We start from the raw sequence: 15,921 nt of genomic DNA, 5'->3' as shown, positions 1-15,921 counted from the left end.
CAACAAGCCGTTCAGCAGCGATTCATGCCCTCCGGCGCAGACTTTAGGCACAGTCACTTTCGACTGGCCTTTCTTGCGAGGAGATCGCCATGAACCCCATCCCCTTTATCTCCGCCTTCGTGCTGGCCTCGCTGGTGTCCACCCCGCTGCTGGCGGGCGAACATGACCACCGCCGCACCCCGACGGCCGAACGCAATCTGCAAGACATGCGCCCGGTGCCCACCAGCGTGAGCGCCCAGGAGCCGGGCTATGGATGGCAGTATTTCAGCGACCCGGCCACCCACCACGCGGTGGTCATCAGCCCCCAAGGGGACTACTACTTCAGCCGCGGCAAGGGGCTGCACTGGGTGGCTTCGGCGCAGTCCGGCGCCTGAGCTGCGCTCCCGAGGGCGGGGCTACGCTGGGGCAAAGCGCCCCAGCCCCACCTCCACCAGAGCGCCTTCACGGTGCAGCAGCCACAGGGCTTCCAGCCCCATGCGCTGCGCCAGGGCCAGGCCAGCACCAGGGCCGGCCACCAGCAGCGCGGTGGCCCAGGCATCGGCATGCATGCAACTGCGTGCCAGCACCGTGACCGAAGCAACCCCGTTGTGCACGGGTGCGCCGCTGCGCGCATCCATGGTGTGGGCCAGGCGCTGGCCCTGTACGTCCCAGAAATGCCGGTAGTCGCCCGAGGTGGCCACGGCAAGATCCTGCAGCTCGATGACCCCGCGCACTGCGCGACGTCCGGCCTCGGGCTGCTCCAGCGCCACGGGCCAGGCACCACCGCCCGGCTGCCCCCCCACGGCGCGCAGTTCACCGTCCAGTGCCACCAGCGCATGGCGCACCCCCTGCTGTTGCAGCACCGCCGCCATGCGGTCCACCGCGTAGCCCTTGGCGATGCCGCACAGGTCGATCTGCACCGCCGCGTGCTTGCGTGCGCGGCCCTGGGTGGCGTCCAGCTCCAGGCAGGTATGAGTGGGTGGATGGGCGGCACTGCGTGCGCTGCCGATGGCGGCGGCATCGGGCGCGGTGCGCGCCGCGCCAAAGCCCCAGGCGTCCACCAGCGCACCCACGCCGATGTCGAAGGCGCCCTGGCTCAGGCAGCCGATGTCCAGTGCGCAGGTCAGGACTTCCAGCATCTCGCTCGGCAGTTTCACCCAAGCACCCACCGGCGCGTGGTTCAGGCGCACCAGGTCGCTGTCGGGCTTCCAGGGAGACATCTGCGCATCCACCTGCTCCACGGCAGCGGCCAGGTCCTGGCGCAGGGTGTGCCACTGCGCCTCGGGTAGAGGTGCACAGGTGACGGACCAGCGCGTACCCATGGTGGGCCCGTGCAGCGTGGCATGCCCAGCGACTGCGGATTCAGAACACATCTTCGGCATAGCGCTCCTCCGCTTTGAGCTGCTGCACGCTCAGGTGCAGCGGGGCCAGCAGCTCATCCAGCGCCTGGGCCACTCCGCTTGCCATGGCCTGGCTGCCGCACACGCGCACCAGGGCACCGTGCGCCAGCAGGCCGCGCAAATGTTCGGCGTCACGGCGCAGGGCGTCCTGCACATAGCCGCCGCCCCCCGGGATGCGCGAAAACACCTTGGCTACACCCGCCACGCGCCCTTGCTGTTGCCACTGCGCGATCTCGGGCCCGAAGTAGTCGTCGCACGCCGGATCGCGCCCGCCAAAGTACAGGAACATGGGCTTGTGCCCCTCGTTGCGTCGGATGAAACCGGCCAGCGGCGCCACGCCGGTGCCCGCACCAATGAGCACCACGCTGCGCCGCGAGCGCCCCAGCGCAAAACCAGGATTGGGTCGGACGAAGGCCTGCACGCTGCCGCCTGGCACCAGGCCCAGCAGGTGCGTGGAGCACAGGCCGCCAGGCATCTGGCGCACACAGATTTCCACAAAGCCATCCTGCCAGCCCGAGGCCAGCGAGTAGTAGCGCGGCACGCTGCTGCCCGGCGGCACGATACCCAGCAGATCGCCTGCGTCGAAGTGCGCCAGCCCACCTTGCGCGGGCAAGGCGAAACGCAAAATGGCCGTCGGCTGACCGGGCCGCCCGGGGTAGTCCTGGCGCGCCTGCAGCGCGAGCGCCGTGGTGGGTGGCAGACGCGGCACATAGTGCAGGGGCAGGGGCGCCCCCAGCGCTTGCTCCAGCGCCTGGCCCCAGCGGGCGAACTGCTGGCTGGACTGCTGGTGGATGCACTCCAGCGGCAGCAACGTGGGCCAGCCCCGCGCGCGCAGGGCCTCATCCAGGGCCTGCGCGTAGGCGCAAAAGCCAGGGTACTGGCGGTCGCCAAAACCCAACACGGTCACAGGTGTGGCGGCCACCGGTGCGGCGGCAATGCGCTGCAGGGCCAGGCGTGCATGCGTAGGTGCCTGGCCATCGCCGTAGGTGGCAGCCAGGATGAATACCTGGCGCGTGGCGGGCGTGGTCTGAAACTGCTCCAGCGACGACGTGTGTACCCGGTGGCCTTGCTGCACCAGCGCTTCGTGCAGCGACTGCGCAAAGCCCCAGGTGCTGCCGCCTTCACTGGCGACAAAGACCAGCACATCGGCCTGCGCCAGTGTGCTGTTGTGGGCCGTGCGCGGCGCCTGGCGGCGTGCCTGCCACCAGATGAGCAGGCCCGAGAGCCAGAACAGCGGCACGCTCGCACCTGCCAGCCCCAGCACCACGGCCCAGGGCCAGGCGGCTTCGCCCGTGTGCAGCACCACAGCCCAGTCCACCGCCTGCTGCGCCAGGGTGGCGTCCTGCCAAGCCAAGCGCTGGCCGGTGTAGCGATCCAGCCAGCCAGCGCCCTGGCGCGTGGCGAGCTTCCAGGTGTCCTGCGGGTCGGCGGCGTCCGGGAAGTTGAGGCGCCGCAGGTCCTGCACCGCCAGGCCCTGCAAGGGCGCCAGTTGACCCACGGGCAAAGCGGCCTGACCGGTGGGCACGGAGGCCACCTCGGGCTCGACGCCGGCATCCAGCACCACCAGGCCCAGGGTGGAGGCGCTCATGGTGAGCGCCGTGACCGATGTCAGGAACAACACGGCCAGCAACACCCGGCCCGTGACGGTATGGATGCGCTGCGCCAGCGTGCCACGCACACGCCCTGCCATGTGACGCCAGCCGCCCATGCGGCGCAGCAGCAACACCAGGCCCGAGGCGCACAGCAGCCCCAGACCCAGCGCAACGCCTGCGGCACCCCAGCGCCCAGCGTCGCCCAGCAAGAACGCGCGGTGCAGGTTCTTCACCCAGCGTGGCAGCGCGGAAGCCTGGTAGGCGCCCAGAACACGGCCATCGGCCGGGTCCACATACGATGCCTGCGCCTGTTCGCCATCAAAACCAAACACCACGATGGCGCCCGAGGGCAGGCGGCGAATTTCCTCTGCGCCGGGCACGCCACGCGCCACACGCTCGGCCAGCGTGGCCACGGTCAGTCCAGGGTCTGCCGGTCGGGCACGCCAGGCATGCTGCACCGGGTCGAACGCCAGCAGTGCGCCAGTCATGCCCAGCACCAGGACCAGGGCACCCAGCAGCAGCCCCACCCAGCGGTGGAGGGTCTTCCAGTTCATGCCTGTCCTTTATTGAAGCTGGAAGCTCACTGCCTGGATGTACTGCTTGCCCGCCTGTGGCTTGCCTGCCTGGCTGGCCGACAACGGCACGCGCACTTCGCTGGGGCTGTCACGCATGTTTTCCACCGAGGCGTCCACGCGGATTTCGTAGCCCGCATCGATCAGGGCGTCCGCCAGATCGAGCGTGACCTTGAGCGTGCGCCCCGCACCCACGCTGGCGCCCGTCACGCCCACCAGGCGCTTGGTGTCGCCGGCCGACAGACGGTTCCAGTCGGACAGGTGCTTGTAGTACTTGGCCTTGCCGCCCGCCACCCACAGCGTGCCCGCGTAGGCGCCCTTGGCATCGGTCAGGTACACGGCGAGATAAGCACCGTCGCCGCCATAGTTCTTGAGTTGGGTGGTCAGAGTGACCTGGCGCGCTTGTGCCAAGGCAGGCACGGACAGCGCGCAGGCAGCGGCCAGGGCCGTGAGAAGGGGTTTGGACATGGTGTTCTTTCCGGTTCAGAGGGGGTTACAGAGCAAGGCGCCGGGCCTCACTCGACCTGGCCGCGCACAGCGGTGCCAGGGGTGAAAACAGGTGAAGCGGCAGGAGCGGCTGCGGGAGCCGCGCCATCGGAAGCAGGCTGCGCGGCACGCTCGGCGCGGCGGTCGCGGTCACGGGAACGCTCGCCGTCCCGGTCTTTGTCGCGGCGCTTCATCTTGACGACCCGAAGCGTCTCCGGGTCCACCTTGGCCTTGAAGGACCGGCCTTGTGCATCCTTGCCATAGACCTCGTAGCAGCCGTCGTCGATCTTCAGGCGCTGGACGTCCCAGCCTTGCTGGGTGGCCATCTGGCGCACGGCTTCGCGCGATTGCCAGCGGGCCACCGGCGCATCGCAGTCGTCATCGGCCCAGGTGGGCAGCGTGGCAAGGCCCATGGCCAAGGCCAGCAGTGCAGTGCGCAGGGGGGAGGTGTGTTTCATCGTGCTTCTCCTTCGGGGTGGGTTAACGCATGGCAAACGACTCGCGGTGCAGCCGCCAGGAGCGCTGGGTGCTGGCATGGGCATGCAAGGTGTCACCCAGGCCCTGGGGGCCGCAGTACCAGATGTCCAGGGGGCCAGCGAGGCCCTGCAAGTCCTGCGGGCGCAGGAGCTGGCCCTGGGCCGCGCTGTGCACGGTGAGCGGCACCGCGGGCTGCGCCTGGGCGCACAAAGTGCGCAGGCGGGGCAGCAGCGGGTCGCTCGCAGCGTCGCGGGTGCAGTAATGCATGTGGGCGGGCGCGCTGGCGGCAGACTCTTTTTGCCGCGCCTCCAGCAGCGCCAGGAAGGGCGTGACCCCCACACCGGCGGCCACCCACACCTGGGTGCGGTGGGCGGAGCCCTGGCCGTCAAAGCGGCCGTAGGGGCCTTCGATGTCCACCGGCTGCCCCACGCGCAGCCGCTGGTGCAGGGTGCGCGTGTAGTCACCCAGGGGCTTGATCACCAGGCGCACGAGCGGCTCCCCCTGGAGGCTGCTGCCCAGGGCGTCCGGCGCACTGGCAATGGTGAAGGGATGGGCGCCTTCGGCCTGGTCAAAGCGCACAAAGGCGAACTGCCCCGCACGGTGGCCCGGCCAGCTGGACGGCAAGGCGCACACCACCTCGATGGGGGCCAGCGTGCGCTCCTCGCCCAGCAGCTCTATCGACTGGATGCGTGCAGCATGGGTGCGCGCGCGCCCCACCCGGCCCGCCAGGGACCACAGTGCTGCGCCGCTGCCCACAGCCATCAGAGCACCCATGAGCTGGCCCAACGGTTGGGACCAATAAGCCAGGGGCATCAGAGCTACCGAATGGAACACCAGTGCCAGAAACAGCACCGGCATGGCACGGTGCAACAGGCGCCAGTGCTTGTAGTTCAGCAGGCGCGACAGGAGCGTGAGGGCGATCATGGCCAGCAGCAGGTAAAAAGCCCACTCCCCCAGGTCCTTGGCGAAATCCCGCGCATCGGTCAGCCAGGGCAGCACGGCATCGCGGGCAGGCTTGCTGCCACGGCCCCACAGCGCCTTGAGAATGCCCCCCGACTCCTTGGCTCCCCAGTGGAGCACGGCGGTCAGCGCTGCGGCAATTCCGGTCCACTTGTGCAAGCGGTACACCTTGTCCATGCCGCCGAGCGCCCGATCCATCCAGGGCAGGCGCAACGCCAGCAGCATGGCCAGCACCATCAGGCCCACGCTCCACAGGCCACTGAGGTAAATCATTTGTTGGCGCGCTGCCCACCAGGCAGCGCCCCCGCCCACGGCACCTGCCGCGGGCGCCAGGCCTGCCCCCGAAGGGGCCACTGCCCACCATGCCAGGGTGATGCCCAGCAACCAGAAACCCAAGACCAGTTTGATCCGCATACGATGCTTCCTTTCCTGTTGCAGACCATTGTTGGAAATACCGCTTGAACGCTTGCTGAAACCTGCGTTCATCTGCGGTTCATCGGCAGCGCGATACAAACCAGTCCATGCACCTGTCCACCACTTCCTTCCATCGCCGCCTGCTGGCGCGCGCCTTGGCGCTGTGTCTGGCGGGCGCCACCCCCCTGCTGCATGCCGACGGCGACCACGACAAGGCCCGACAGGCCCTGGTGCAGGGCAAGGTGCAACCCCTGCGCACCGTGCTCGAAAAGGTGGAGCGCGACTACCAGGGCCAGGCAGTGAAGGTCGATTTCGACGAGGACGACGGCCGCTACATTTACGAGATACGCCTGTTGCAGAACGACGGGCGCATGGCCAAGCTGAAGGTGGATGCCGTGGACGGCAAAGTGCTGGAAGTGCGGCGCAAGGAAAAAACAAAGGACCGGGATGCGCATCCTCATCGTTGAAGACGAGCCCACGCTGTGCGACCAGTTGGAGCGCGCCATCACCGCCGCCGGGCACACGGTGGAATGCGCCAGCGACGGGATCACCGCCCACCATCTGGGCGACGTGGAAGACTTCGACGCGGTGGTGCTGGACCTGGGCCTGCCCGCACTCGATGGCCTGTCGGTGCTGCGGCGCTGGCGCGCGGCCCACCGCAACATGCCGGTGTTGATCCTGACGGCGCGCAGCGCCTGGCACGAAAAGGTCGCGGGCATGGACGCCGGTGCCGATGACTACCTGGCCAAACCCTTCCACATGGAAGAACTGCTGGCCCGGCTGCGCGCCCTGCTGCGCCGCCTGGGCGAACATGCCAGCGCACAGTGGCAATGCGGGCCGATTCTGCTGGACACACGCCAGGCCCGCGTGCTGGTGGACGGCATGCCGCTGCAGCTCACCAGCCACGAGTTCAAGCTGCTGTCCCTGCTCATGCAGCGCAAGGGCGAGGTGCTCTCGCGCACCGAGCTGTCCGAGCACATCTACCCGCAGGATGGCGACCGCGACTCCAACACCATCGAGGTCTTCGTGGGGCGCCTGCGCAGAAAGCTCCCTGCCGGCTGTATCGAAACCGTGCGCGGTCTGGGCTACCGCCTGGTGGAACCGGGCTGCGCGGAATGAACGCCGGCTCCCTGCGCCTGCGCCTGCTGGCGGGCATGCTGGCCTGGATGCTGCTGACCATCGCATTGGTCGGGTGGGGCCTGCGCACCTTGTTCCAGGACCACATCACGCAGCAACTGCAGGCCCAACTGACGGTGCAGCTCGATCAGTTGAGCGCCGCCGTGGACTGGCAGGCCCCTGACCGCGTCAGCGTGGGCGGCATGGCCGCCGATCCACGCTTGTCGCAACCCCTGTCGGGCCTGTATTGGCAGATCGACCGGCTGGGGCCCCAGCCCCAGGCCGCGCTGGCGCGCTCGCGCTCGCTGTGGGACCAGGTGCTGCAGCTGCCCGATGCAGCGCCCCCACCAGGCACAGGCTTCCGGCCCCTTGCCTTGCAGGACAGCCAGGGCCATGCCCTGCTGGCCGTGGAGCGCAGCCTGCAATTGCCCGACGAGGAGGCACCACCACTGCGCCTGGTGGTGGCGGGCGACCGCGCGCTGCTGGCCGAGCCCCTGCATCGCTTCACCCAGATGCTGCTCATCGCGCTGGGCATTTTGGCGCTGTGCCTGGCGGCAGCCGTTGCGGTGCAACTGCACCTGGCCCTGCGGCCCCTGGCGCTGCTGCGCCAGGGCTTGGCCGCAGTGCACCGCGGCCAGACCCAGCGCCTGGAAGGACGCTACCCCCAGGAGCTGCAACCTCTGGTCAACGAGTTCAACCATGTGCTGACCCAGAACGCCGACATGGTGCAGCGCGCACGCACGCAGGCGGGCAACCTGGCCCACGCCGTGCACACGCCCCTGGCCATATTGGCCAATGCGTCGGCCCAGGAACAGGGCGCCCTGGCCCAATTGGTGCAGGAGCAGGTGGCCCTGGCCAAGCGGCAGGTGGACTACCACCTGGCCCACGCCCGTGCCGCGGCCGCCGTGCGCGCGACCGGCCTGCACACGCCTGCGCTGGCCCCGGTGCAGGCCCTGCTGCGCACCATGCAGCGCCTGCACGCCGAGCGCGCGATCTGTTTCGAGCTGGCACCCCAGGCCCAGAACCTGGCGTTCAAGGGCGAAGAACAGGACTTGTTCGAGATGCTGGGCAACCTGATCGACAACGCCGGCAAGTGGGCGCGCCAGCGCGTGGTGGTGGACATCCAGCCGCAAGGCAGCGCACTGTGCATCACCGTGGACGACGACGGCCCCGGCATTGCGCCGGACCAACGCGAACGCATGTTTGAACGCGGCGTGCAACTCGACGAACAGCACCCAGGGTCGGGCCTGGGCCTGAACATCGTGCAGACCCTGGCCCACACCTACGGCGGCAGCGTGGAAGCGCTGGATTCGCCCCTGGGCGGCGCACGCCTGCAGCTGTGCCTGCCGGGCGCCGACTGAGCACGTTACCCCAACCGGTGGGCACGTCGGAAAACTGACGCACAATCGGGCAGTTTCCCCGCCTTTTCACTGAACCACCGTGTCTTTCCCACCCCTGCCCGTCGGCCTGCTGATCCGCCCCCTGGCCCTGGCCGACCTGCCCGGTCTGCTGGACGTGCAGCGCTCCTGCTATGGCGGCGGATACGTGGAGAGCGCCGAGGTGTTTGCGCAGCGCATTGCCTGCCCGACGCAGTGCTCGCTGGTGCTTGAGGTGCAGGGCCGCGTCATGGCCTACCTGGCGGCCTACGACTCCATGATGGGCAAGGTCACACAGCTGCACGGCGAGTTTGAACCCGCCCCCCACCCCGACACCCTGTACCTGCACGACCTGGCCGTGCTGCCCGAGCTTGGGGGCCAGGGCATGGCCGCGCGCCTGCTGCACACGCTGTGGCAGGGCGCGCAACGCCGGGGGCTGCAGCGTGCAGCCCTGGTGTCGGTACAGGGCTCGCAGGGCTTCTGGCAGCACCACGGTTATGTCGCCTACACCTTGCAGGACACCGCCCAGCGCGAGCGCCTGGCGGCCTATGGGCGCGACGCGGTGTACATGATGCGGCGCCTGGACAGCGCGCCCCTGTAGCTCAGCCGCCGCGCACCAGCGCCATGACCTTGCCTGCGTCCAGCGTGGCCGCACGCTCGCGGATTTGCGGCAGGTACTGGGTCTGCATCTGGCGTGCGGGTGCCAGCAGGTCTTCGTAGGTCGAGCGCAGCAGGGCCGCATCCATCACGCGGCCCCCGGCGTAGTAGCGCTTGGCCAACTGGCCCAGCGCATAGGTGGTGGCAAACGAGAAGGCCATGCCCGTGGCCGCGCCACCGACCTTGCCCATGGTCTTGCCCAGCGCCTTGCCCACCAGGCCGCCCAGGAGCTTGCGGCCGAACTGCTCGATGTACTGCGAGGTCATGCCGATGCCGGCGGCAGCGATGAATTCCTTGATGTGGCCCTGGTCCAGCTCCACGCCATGGGCCTGGCCAATGCGGTACACCAGCCGGATCTGTAGCGGAATGATGGCCATGGAAGCCCACGACTGCGGCAGCAGCTCGAGCGCGCCGTTGAGGATGGCAGCGTTGAGGATGGTCTTGTCCAGTTCGGCATCCTGTGTGGTGGACGTGCCAGCGGCAGCCGTGGGGGCTGCGGCCGCTGCCGCTGCACCGGCGCGCCAGGACGGGGGCGCCGCCATGGTCTGCGCGGCCACCGCATCGGCCTGGGCCTCGAAGTCGCGCAGCCCGGCGTCCTGCGCCAAGCCCAGCGCGCTGCGCAGATCGGCCAGAAAGCGCTGCTCTGCGGCGCTCTGGCTGCCGTCTGCATCGCACACGCAGACGGCCATTTCGTAGGCCAGCTGGCGGTGCGCGGGGTCGGTGAGCGCGGCCACGGCACCCGGCACCGTCACACGCTGGAGCAACACGTCCTGGTACAAGGTGGCCAGGGGGTGCCCTCCCTGGTCGTCGCTCAACGATTCGGCGATGCGCCGGATGGCTTCGCGCTCGCTGTCGGCCTTGTGGCCATCGGCAAATGCGGCGAACAGGGCCAGGGTGAGCAGGGCGTTGCGGGAGTCTTGTTGCATGCCAGTCCTTTGGGCGGTGGTGAAATCAGCGGCGCTGCGCAACAGCACCGAAGCGCAGCGCGATTCCTGTGCTCGGAGTGCACACAGGGCATGGCAGTTCCCTGTCATCGATGCTGGCGATAATCGCCGCCATGCCAAACCGCTGGAAACCCAACGTCACCGTGGCCGCCCTGATCGAACGCGACGGGCATTTTCTGCTGGTGGAGGAAGACACCGCCGACGGCCTGCGCCTGAACAACCCGGCCGGGCACCTGGACCCGGGCGAATCGCCCATCCAGGCCTGCATCCGCGAGGTGCTGGAAGAAACCGCGCACGACTTTACGCCCACGGCCGTGGTGGGGGTGTACCTCAACCGCTTTCGGCGCACGCGCACGGGCGACGACATCACCTACCTGCGCTTTGCGTTTGCGGGGCAGTTGGGCACACACCACGGCTGGCGCGCGCTGGACGAGGGCATTGTGCGCACCGTGTGGATGACACCCGAGGAAATCCGTGCCACACGCGAGCGCCACCGCAGCCCGCTGCTGCTGCGCTGCCTGGACGACTACCTGGCGGGCCAGCGCTTTTCGCTGAACCTGGTGCACACCGACGACAGCGTGCTGCAGCCCAACGGCTGATTACTGCGCCCCCTTTGCCACCTGCGGGATGAGCCGGTGGTAAAAGCGGATGGCCTCGGCGTAGTTCTGCACGCTCAGGCGCTCGTTGGTGCCGTGAAAGCGCTTGAGGTCTTCCGCGTTGGCCCGGATGGGCGAGAACTTGAAGACATGGTCGCTGATGGCGCCGTAGTGGATGGAGTCCGTGCCCGCCACCATCAGGCCCGGCGCCACCAGGGCGTCGGGAAAGACCTCGCGGATGGTCTGTTGCAGCGCCCGGTACTGGGCCGAATCGGTGGGCGCCACCTTGGACGCCTCCACGGCGCCAGGCAGGGCAAACAGCTCGAAGCGGTCCTGCGGTGCGGCCTGCGATACCTGGTTGCGCATGTGCTGGAGCACGCCATCCTTGGTGTCGCCGGGCAACAGGCGGAAATTCACCGTGGCCTCGGCGCGGCCGGGCAGCACGTTCTCCTTGTTGCCCGCGTTGACGATGGTGAGCGCCGTGGTGGTGCGCAGCAGCGCATTGGTGCTGGCAGCGCCTTCGAGCTGCTTTTGTACCAACGGGCCAAACAGCCACAGGTTGGACAGCGCCACCCTGGAGAAGCCACCCATTTCGGGCGCCAGGGTGTCGAACATCTCGGCCGCCACGCCCCGGATGCCGCCGGGCAGTTGCTCGTCTTCCAGCCGCTTGAGCGCCGCGCTGAGCATGGCAATGGCACTGGTACCCTTCGGCGGTGGCATGGACGAATGCCCCGGTGTGGCCGACAGGCGCAGCACCACCGACATGTAGCCTTTCTCGGCCACGCCGATCAGCGCGGCGGGCCGCGCCAGCCCGGGCATCACGCCGTCGAGCACGAGCAGGCCCTCGTCGAGCACAAAGTCGAGCTGCACGCCACGCGACTGCAGCAGCGCCGCGATCTGCGCCGCACCGCGCTGGCCGCCCACCTCCTCGTCGGCGCCATAGGCCAGGTACAGCGTGCGCGGCGGCTGGTAGCCCTGGGCCAGCAGCATCTCCACCGCCTCCAGTTGCGACAGCAGGTTGCCCTTGTCGTCCCAGGCGCCCCGGCCCCAGATGTGGCCATCCTTCACCGCGCCCGAGAACGGCGGCACCGCCCAGTCACCCTCGGTGCCAGGGGCGATGGGCACCACGTCCTGGTGCGCCAGCAGCGCCACGGGCTTGGCCTGCGGGTCGGTGCCCTTCCAGGTGTAGAGCAGGCTCAAGCCCCCGACCACCTCGCGCTGCAGTTGGGCATGCACCCTGGGAAATTGCTGCGCCAGCAAGGCATGCAGGGCCTGGAACTGGTCGGCGCTGAGCTGTGCATCGTCGCGCGCGGAAATGGTGGGCAAACGCACCGCCGCACCCAGGCGCTGGGCGGCCGCAACCTCGTCCACCGCCACCGGCGCCAGCGGCTCCACCGGCAACTGGCGCGAGCCCTTGCGCAGCGTGTTGACGGCCAGCACAGCGGCCAGCAGCAGGAACAGGGCCAGCAGTGCCCCGAGAATCTTCTTGGTCATGGGTGCGTCTCCTATCGTCTGCGGCAGATGTGCGTGCCCCACCACAGGTGCTACCGAATGCTACGCGGCACCGGCGCACTCGCGCAATGGCAATACCGCCAGCAACCGGGGCGAAATCGCCATGGCGGCCACCCTGGCGATAATTGGCACCATGAACAAGCACCGCGTCGTGGTGGGCCTCTCCGGCGGGGTGGATTCCGCCGTCACCGCCCACCTTCTCAAGCAACAGGGCCACGAGGTGGTCGGCATCTTCATGAAGAACTGGGAAGATGACGACGACAGCGAATACTGCTCGTCCAACGTCGATTTCGTGGACGCCGCCGCCGTGGCCGACGTGATCGGCATCGAGATCGAGCACGTCAACTTCGCCGCCGAGTACAAGGACCGCGTGTTCGCCGAGTTCCTGCGCGAATACCAGGCCGGGCGCACGCCCAACCCCGACGTGCTGTGCAACGCCGAAATCAAGTTCAAGGCCTTCCTCGACCACGCCATGCGCCTGGGCGCCGAGAAGATTGCCACCGGGCATTACGCGCGCGTGCGCCAGAACGCCACGACCGGATTGTTCGAACTGCTCAAGGGCCTGGACCCCTCCAAGGACCAAAGCTACTTTCTGCACCGCCTGAACCAGGCCCAGCTTTCGAAAACGCTGTTCCCCGTGGGCGAACTGCACAAGACCGAGGTGCGTCGCATTGCCGCTGAAATTGGCCTGCCCAACGCGAAGAAAAAGGATTCGACCGGCATCTGCTTCATCGGCGAGCGGCCGTTCCGCGAATTCCTCAACCGCTACATCAGCCACGCGCCAGGCCCCATCCTGGACGACCGGGGGCGCAAGCTGGGCCAGCATGTGGGCCTGTCGTTCTACACCCTGGGCCAGCGCCAGGGCCTGGGCATTGGCGGCGTGAAGGAAAAGGGCGCCCAGCGCGGCGGCGGCTCACACGAGCCCTGGTTCGTGGCGCGCAAGGACCTGGAGAAAAACACGCTGCGCGTGGTGCAGGGGCATGACCACCCCTGGCTGCTGTCGCACCGGCTGGTGGCGCAGGACCTGAGCTGGTGCGCGGGCCACGCCCCCGCGCCCGGCGCCTACGCCGCCAAGACGCGCTACCGCCAGCAGGACGCCGCCTGCACGCTGGAGACCTCCCCCGACGGGGTGGCCCTGCAATTCCCCGAAGCCCAATGGGCCGTGACCCCGGGCCAGAGCGCGGTGCTGTACGACGGCGAGGTCTGCCTGGGGGGCGGGGTGATTGCAGCAGTTGATACGTCGCTTTGAGTCTTTTTGGCCTCCAGCGCTCGCCAATTAAGCGCTGATAGCTATTATTTTAATAGCAATATGATGTCCTGACCGCCGGCCGTGCGGTCAGGGCCTGGGCATCAGAACGGAATGTCGTCGTCCATATCCTCAAAGCCCGAGGACGCGCGCGGCGCCTGGGCCGCGGGGGCCGGGGCCGGGCGTGCTGCCGGCGCGGGGGCCGGACGCTGGGGTGCAGCAGCGCGGCGCGGCGCCTGGTCGTAGCCGCCGGCATCGCCGCCGTAGCCGCCGTCGTCATAACCACCCGCCTGTCCGCCGCCCATGCCCTGGCGGCTGCCCAGCATCTGCATGGTGTCGGCGCGGATTTCGGTGGCGTAACGCTCCTGGCCGGTTTGCTGGTCGGTCCACTTGCGCGTGCGCAGGCTGCCTTCCACATAGACCTGGGAGCCTTTGCGCAGGTACTGGCCCACGATCTCGGCCAGGCGGCCGTTGAAGACCACGCGGTGCCATTCGGTGGCCTCGCGCATCTCGCCGCTTTGCTTGTCCTTCCACTTGTCGGTGGTGGCAATGGTCACGTTGGCCACCTGGTCGCCGCTGGGGAAGGTGCGCATCTCGGGGTCACGCCCCAGGTTGCCGACGATGATGACTTTGTTCACGGATGCCATGCTGCTCTACCTCGAAGTTGGATGGGCGCCGCCTGTATCTCACGGCGCCAAACGCCCGATTGTGCCGCAAGCGCCCGGGCTGCCCGTCGCAGCTAAGAACCCGCCTTGGCCACGGGCCGCAGGGGCCAGGTCAGTGCCAGCCAAAGAGCCGCCAGCAGGGCCGTGGCGGCGAACAGGCCAGGGGCGCCCGCCCATTTGGCCAGCGCACCGCCCAGGGCACCGCCCGCAAACAGGCCCAGCGACTGCAGGGTGTTGTAGGCCCCCAGGGCTGCGCCGCGCAGGCTGCCGGGCGCCATGCGCGAGACCAGGCTGGGCTGCGTGGCCTCCAGCATGTTGAAGCCGCAGAAGAACACGAACAGCAGCGCCCCCAGGCCCCACAGCGATGGCATGCCGCCACCCAGCGCCACCACGCCCAGACCCACCTGCACCAGCAGGATCAGGCCGATGGACAGCAGCATGGCCGCGCGCAGGCGACCGCGCCGCTCCATGGCCAGCAGGCCGCCCATGGCGATGATGGACAGCACCAGCGCGGGAAGATAGGCCTGCCAGTGCGCCCCCTTGAGCAAACCGGCCTGCACCAGCATGGCGGGCACGGCCACCCACATGGCCATCTGCACGGTGTGCAGCACGAACACGCCAAAGTTCACCCGCATCAGGTCGGCATTGCGCAGCACGTCGGCCAGGCGGCCGGGCTGCCCGTGCGTGCTGCGGGGCTGCTCGGGCGGCACCACCCACAGCACGGTGGCAATGCCCGCCACGGTGAGCCCGAAGGTCAGCCAGAACAGCCCCGCCAGGCCGAACTGCGCCGCCAGCAGCGGCGCTGCCACCAGGGCCAGCGCAAACATGAGCCCGATGCTGATGCCCACCAGCGCCATGGCCTTGGTGCGCACGCTCTCGCGCGTCTGGTCGGCCAGCAGCGCCGTGACGGCGGCGGACACGGCACCCGCGCCCTGCAGCGCCCGGCCCAGCAGCAGGCCCATCACATCGTTGGCCAGTGCGGCCCACAGGCTGCCCACGGCAAACACCAGCAGCCCGGCGACGATGACGCGCTTGCGCCCGAAGCGGTCGGACGCCATGCCCAGCGGCAACTGGAAGAAGGCCTGCGTGAGCCCGTACATGCCCATGGCCAGGCCCACCAGGGCCGGGTCGTCGCCACCGGGGTACTTGCGTGCCTCCAGCGCAAAAACGGGCAACACCAGGAACAAGCCAAACATGCGCAGCGCAAAGATCAGCGCCAGGCTGACGCTGGAGCGGCGCTCCTGCGCAGTCATGGCGCTGGCACTGTCATGCGGGCGCCCCGGTGCGGCCGGGGCAGCGGTCGGAGAAGCGGGCGAGGACACGGTGGATTCGGGCACGCAGAGAATGGGCCGCCAGGGCAGGCCTGGCGGCGCTGGTAAAAACCCTGATTGTCCGCGATCCGGCGCGGCCAGGAGGGCGGCTACCGTCCAGAGCCCTTTTGGCTATCATGGAGAGTTCCCCTTCTGGCGCACCGCGCCCTCTGCCGTGACCCCGTTGCCCCCCCCATCCCCACCGCAAGACACCGCCACGCCGGAGACCGGGCGGCCGCTGGCCCAGGTGCTGCGCGCCCAGGCGCACATCTGCATCCGCGGGGCGCGCACGCACAACCTCAAGAACATCGACCTGGACATTCCGCGCAACGCACTGGTGGTGATCACCGGGCTGTCGGGCTCGGGCAAGTCCAGCCTGGCGTTCGACACGCTGTACGCCGAGGGCCAGCGCCGGTATGTGGAGAGCCTGTCCAGCTATGCACGCCAGTTCCTGGGGCGGCTGGACAAGCCCGATGTGGACCTGATCGAGGGCCTCTCGCCGGCCATCAGCATCGAGCAAAAGGCCACCAGCCACAACCCGCGCTCCACCGTGGGCACGGTGACCGAGATCCACGACTACCTGCGCCTGCTGTTTGCGCGCGCCGGTACGCCCTACTGC

The 15,921-nt window shown here is 68.7% G+C and carries 16 protein-coding genes and 1 pseudogene; 8 read left to right on the top strand and 9 right to left on the bottom strand.

Annotated features, from left to right (window positions below):
- The first annotated feature begins 89 nt into the window (after window positions 1-89).
- The gene (locus GWK50_RS00085; protein WP_162014713.1) at window positions 90-374 is read left to right on the top strand and encodes a hypothetical protein; all 285 of its coding nucleotides are present in this window, start codon (window positions 90-92) and stop codon (window positions 372-374) included.
- 21 nt (window positions 375-395) lie between these two features.
- On the opposite strand, the gene GWK50_RS00080 is transcribed toward GWK50_RS00085, so the two are convergent.
- Genes GWK50_RS00080 through GWK50_RS00060 form a run of 5 tightly spaced genes read right to left on the bottom strand, consistent with a single transcriptional unit; the run spans window position 396 to window position 5,880 of the window.
- Entirely contained in the window at window positions 396-1,361 is a 966-nt protein-coding gene (locus GWK50_RS00080; RefSeq protein ID WP_162014712.1) for an FAD:protein FMN transferase, read from the bottom strand.
- A complete protein-coding gene (locus tag GWK50_RS00075) occupies window positions 1,342-3,525 on the bottom strand; it encodes a PepSY domain-containing protein (RefSeq protein WP_162014711.1) in 2,184 nt (727 codons plus the stop codon). Before GWK50_RS00075 ends, GWK50_RS00080 begins: the two co-directional genes overlap by 20 nt.
- A gap of 9 nt (window positions 3,526-3,534) precedes the next feature.
- Entirely contained in the window at window positions 3,535-4,011 is a 477-nt protein-coding gene (locus GWK50_RS00070; protein WP_162014710.1) for a DUF2271 domain-containing protein, read from the bottom strand.
- Between the two features lie 47 nt (window positions 4,012-4,058).
- Complete coding sequence (locus GWK50_RS00065; RefSeq protein WP_162014709.1) at window positions 4,059-4,487, bottom strand: PepSY domain-containing protein; 429 nt, start codon at window positions 4,485-4,487, stop codon at window positions 4,059-4,061.
- A 22-nt stretch (window positions 4,488-4,509) separates the two neighbouring features.
- Window positions 4,510-5,880 (bottom strand): ferric reductase-like transmembrane domain-containing protein, encoded by a 1,371-nt coding sequence (locus GWK50_RS00060; RefSeq protein WP_162014708.1) that lies wholly within the window; start codon window positions 5,878-5,880, stop codon window positions 4,510-4,512.
- A gap of 107 nt (window positions 5,881-5,987) precedes the next feature.
- Here GWK50_RS00060 and GWK50_RS00055 point away from each other — a divergent pair, with 107 nt between their 5' ends.
- The 4 genes from GWK50_RS00055 (at window position 5,988) to GWK50_RS00040 (ending at window position 8,973) form a co-directional block, all read left to right on the top strand.
- Window positions 5,988-6,347, top strand: a complete 360-nt coding sequence (locus GWK50_RS00055) for a PepSY domain-containing protein (protein WP_162014707.1) — start codon at window positions 5,988-5,990, stop codon at window positions 6,345-6,347.
- A complete protein-coding gene (locus GWK50_RS00050) occupies window positions 6,328-6,999 on the top strand; it encodes a response regulator transcription factor (protein WP_162014706.1) in 672 nt (223 codons plus the stop codon). Before GWK50_RS00055 ends, GWK50_RS00050 begins: the two co-directional genes overlap by 20 nt.
- Entirely contained in the window at window positions 6,996-8,357 is a 1,362-nt protein-coding gene (locus GWK50_RS00045; RefSeq protein ID WP_162014705.1) for a sensor histidine kinase, read from the top strand. Before GWK50_RS00050 ends, GWK50_RS00045 begins: the two co-directional genes overlap by 4 nt.
- Before the next feature lie 79 nt (window positions 8,358-8,436).
- The gene (locus GWK50_RS00040; protein ID WP_242455242.1) at window positions 8,437-8,973 is read left to right on the top strand and encodes a GNAT family N-acetyltransferase; all 537 of its coding nucleotides are present in this window, start codon (window positions 8,437-8,439) and stop codon (window positions 8,971-8,973) included.
- A 1-nt stretch (window position 8,974) separates the two neighbouring features.
- Here the strand turns inward: GWK50_RS00040 and GWK50_RS00035 are convergent, their stop codons facing one another.
- Window positions 8,975-10,063 carry a DUF533 domain-containing protein gene (locus tag GWK50_RS00035; protein WP_162014704.1) on the bottom strand — a complete coding sequence of 363 codons (1,089 nt, stop codon included), beginning with the start codon at window positions 10,061-10,063 and terminating at the stop codon, window positions 8,975-8,977.
- 23 nt (window positions 10,064-10,086) lie between these two features.
- Here GWK50_RS00035 and GWK50_RS00030 point away from each other — a divergent pair, with 23 nt between their 5' ends.
- On the top strand, window positions 10,087-10,572 hold the full coding sequence (locus GWK50_RS00030) for an NUDIX hydrolase (protein WP_162014703.1): 486 nt from the start codon (window positions 10,087-10,089) through the stop codon (window positions 10,570-10,572).
- Here GWK50_RS00030 and GWK50_RS00025 read toward each other — a convergent pair whose 3' ends face one another.
- On the bottom strand, window positions 10,573-12,063 hold the full coding sequence (locus tag GWK50_RS00025) for a M20 family peptidase (protein ID WP_162014702.1): 1,491 nt from the start codon (window positions 12,061-12,063) through the stop codon (window positions 10,573-10,575).
- 151 nt (window positions 12,064-12,214) lie between these two features.
- Here GWK50_RS00025 and mnmA point away from each other — a divergent pair, with 151 nt between their 5' ends.
- Complete coding sequence (gene mnmA, locus GWK50_RS00020) at window positions 12,215-13,330, top strand: tRNA 2-thiouridine(34) synthase MnmA (RefSeq protein WP_162014701.1); 1,116 nt, start codon at window positions 12,215-12,217, stop codon at window positions 13,328-13,330.
- A gap of 101 nt (window positions 13,331-13,431) precedes the next feature.
- Here the strand turns inward: mnmA and ssb are convergent, their stop codons facing one another.
- Window positions 13,432-13,974: a single-stranded DNA-binding protein gene (gene ssb, locus GWK50_RS00015; RefSeq protein ID WP_162014700.1), complete on the bottom strand. Its 543-nt coding sequence runs from the start codon at window positions 13,972-13,974 to the stop codon at window positions 13,432-13,434.
- A gap of 92 nt (window positions 13,975-14,066) precedes the next feature.
- Entirely contained in the window at window positions 14,067-15,245 is a 1,179-nt protein-coding gene (locus GWK50_RS00010) for an MFS transporter (protein WP_162017949.1), read from the bottom strand.
- Between the two features lie 241 nt (window positions 15,246-15,486).
- On the opposite strand from GWK50_RS00010, the pseudogene GWK50_RS00005 reads away from it, so the two are divergent.
- A pseudogene (locus tag GWK50_RS00005) lies at window positions 15,487-15,921 on the top strand (excinuclease ABC subunit UvrA); the annotation flags it as partial.

It is taken from the genome of Acidovorax sp. 210-6, assembly GCF_010020825.1.
In the GTDB taxonomy this organism is placed as follows: Bacteria; Pseudomonadota; Gammaproteobacteria; order Burkholderiales; family Burkholderiaceae_C; genus Simplicispira; species Simplicispira sedimenti.
Note: the sequence above shows the minus strand (reverse complement) of the source record. Positions and strands in the feature narration are given on the sequence as shown.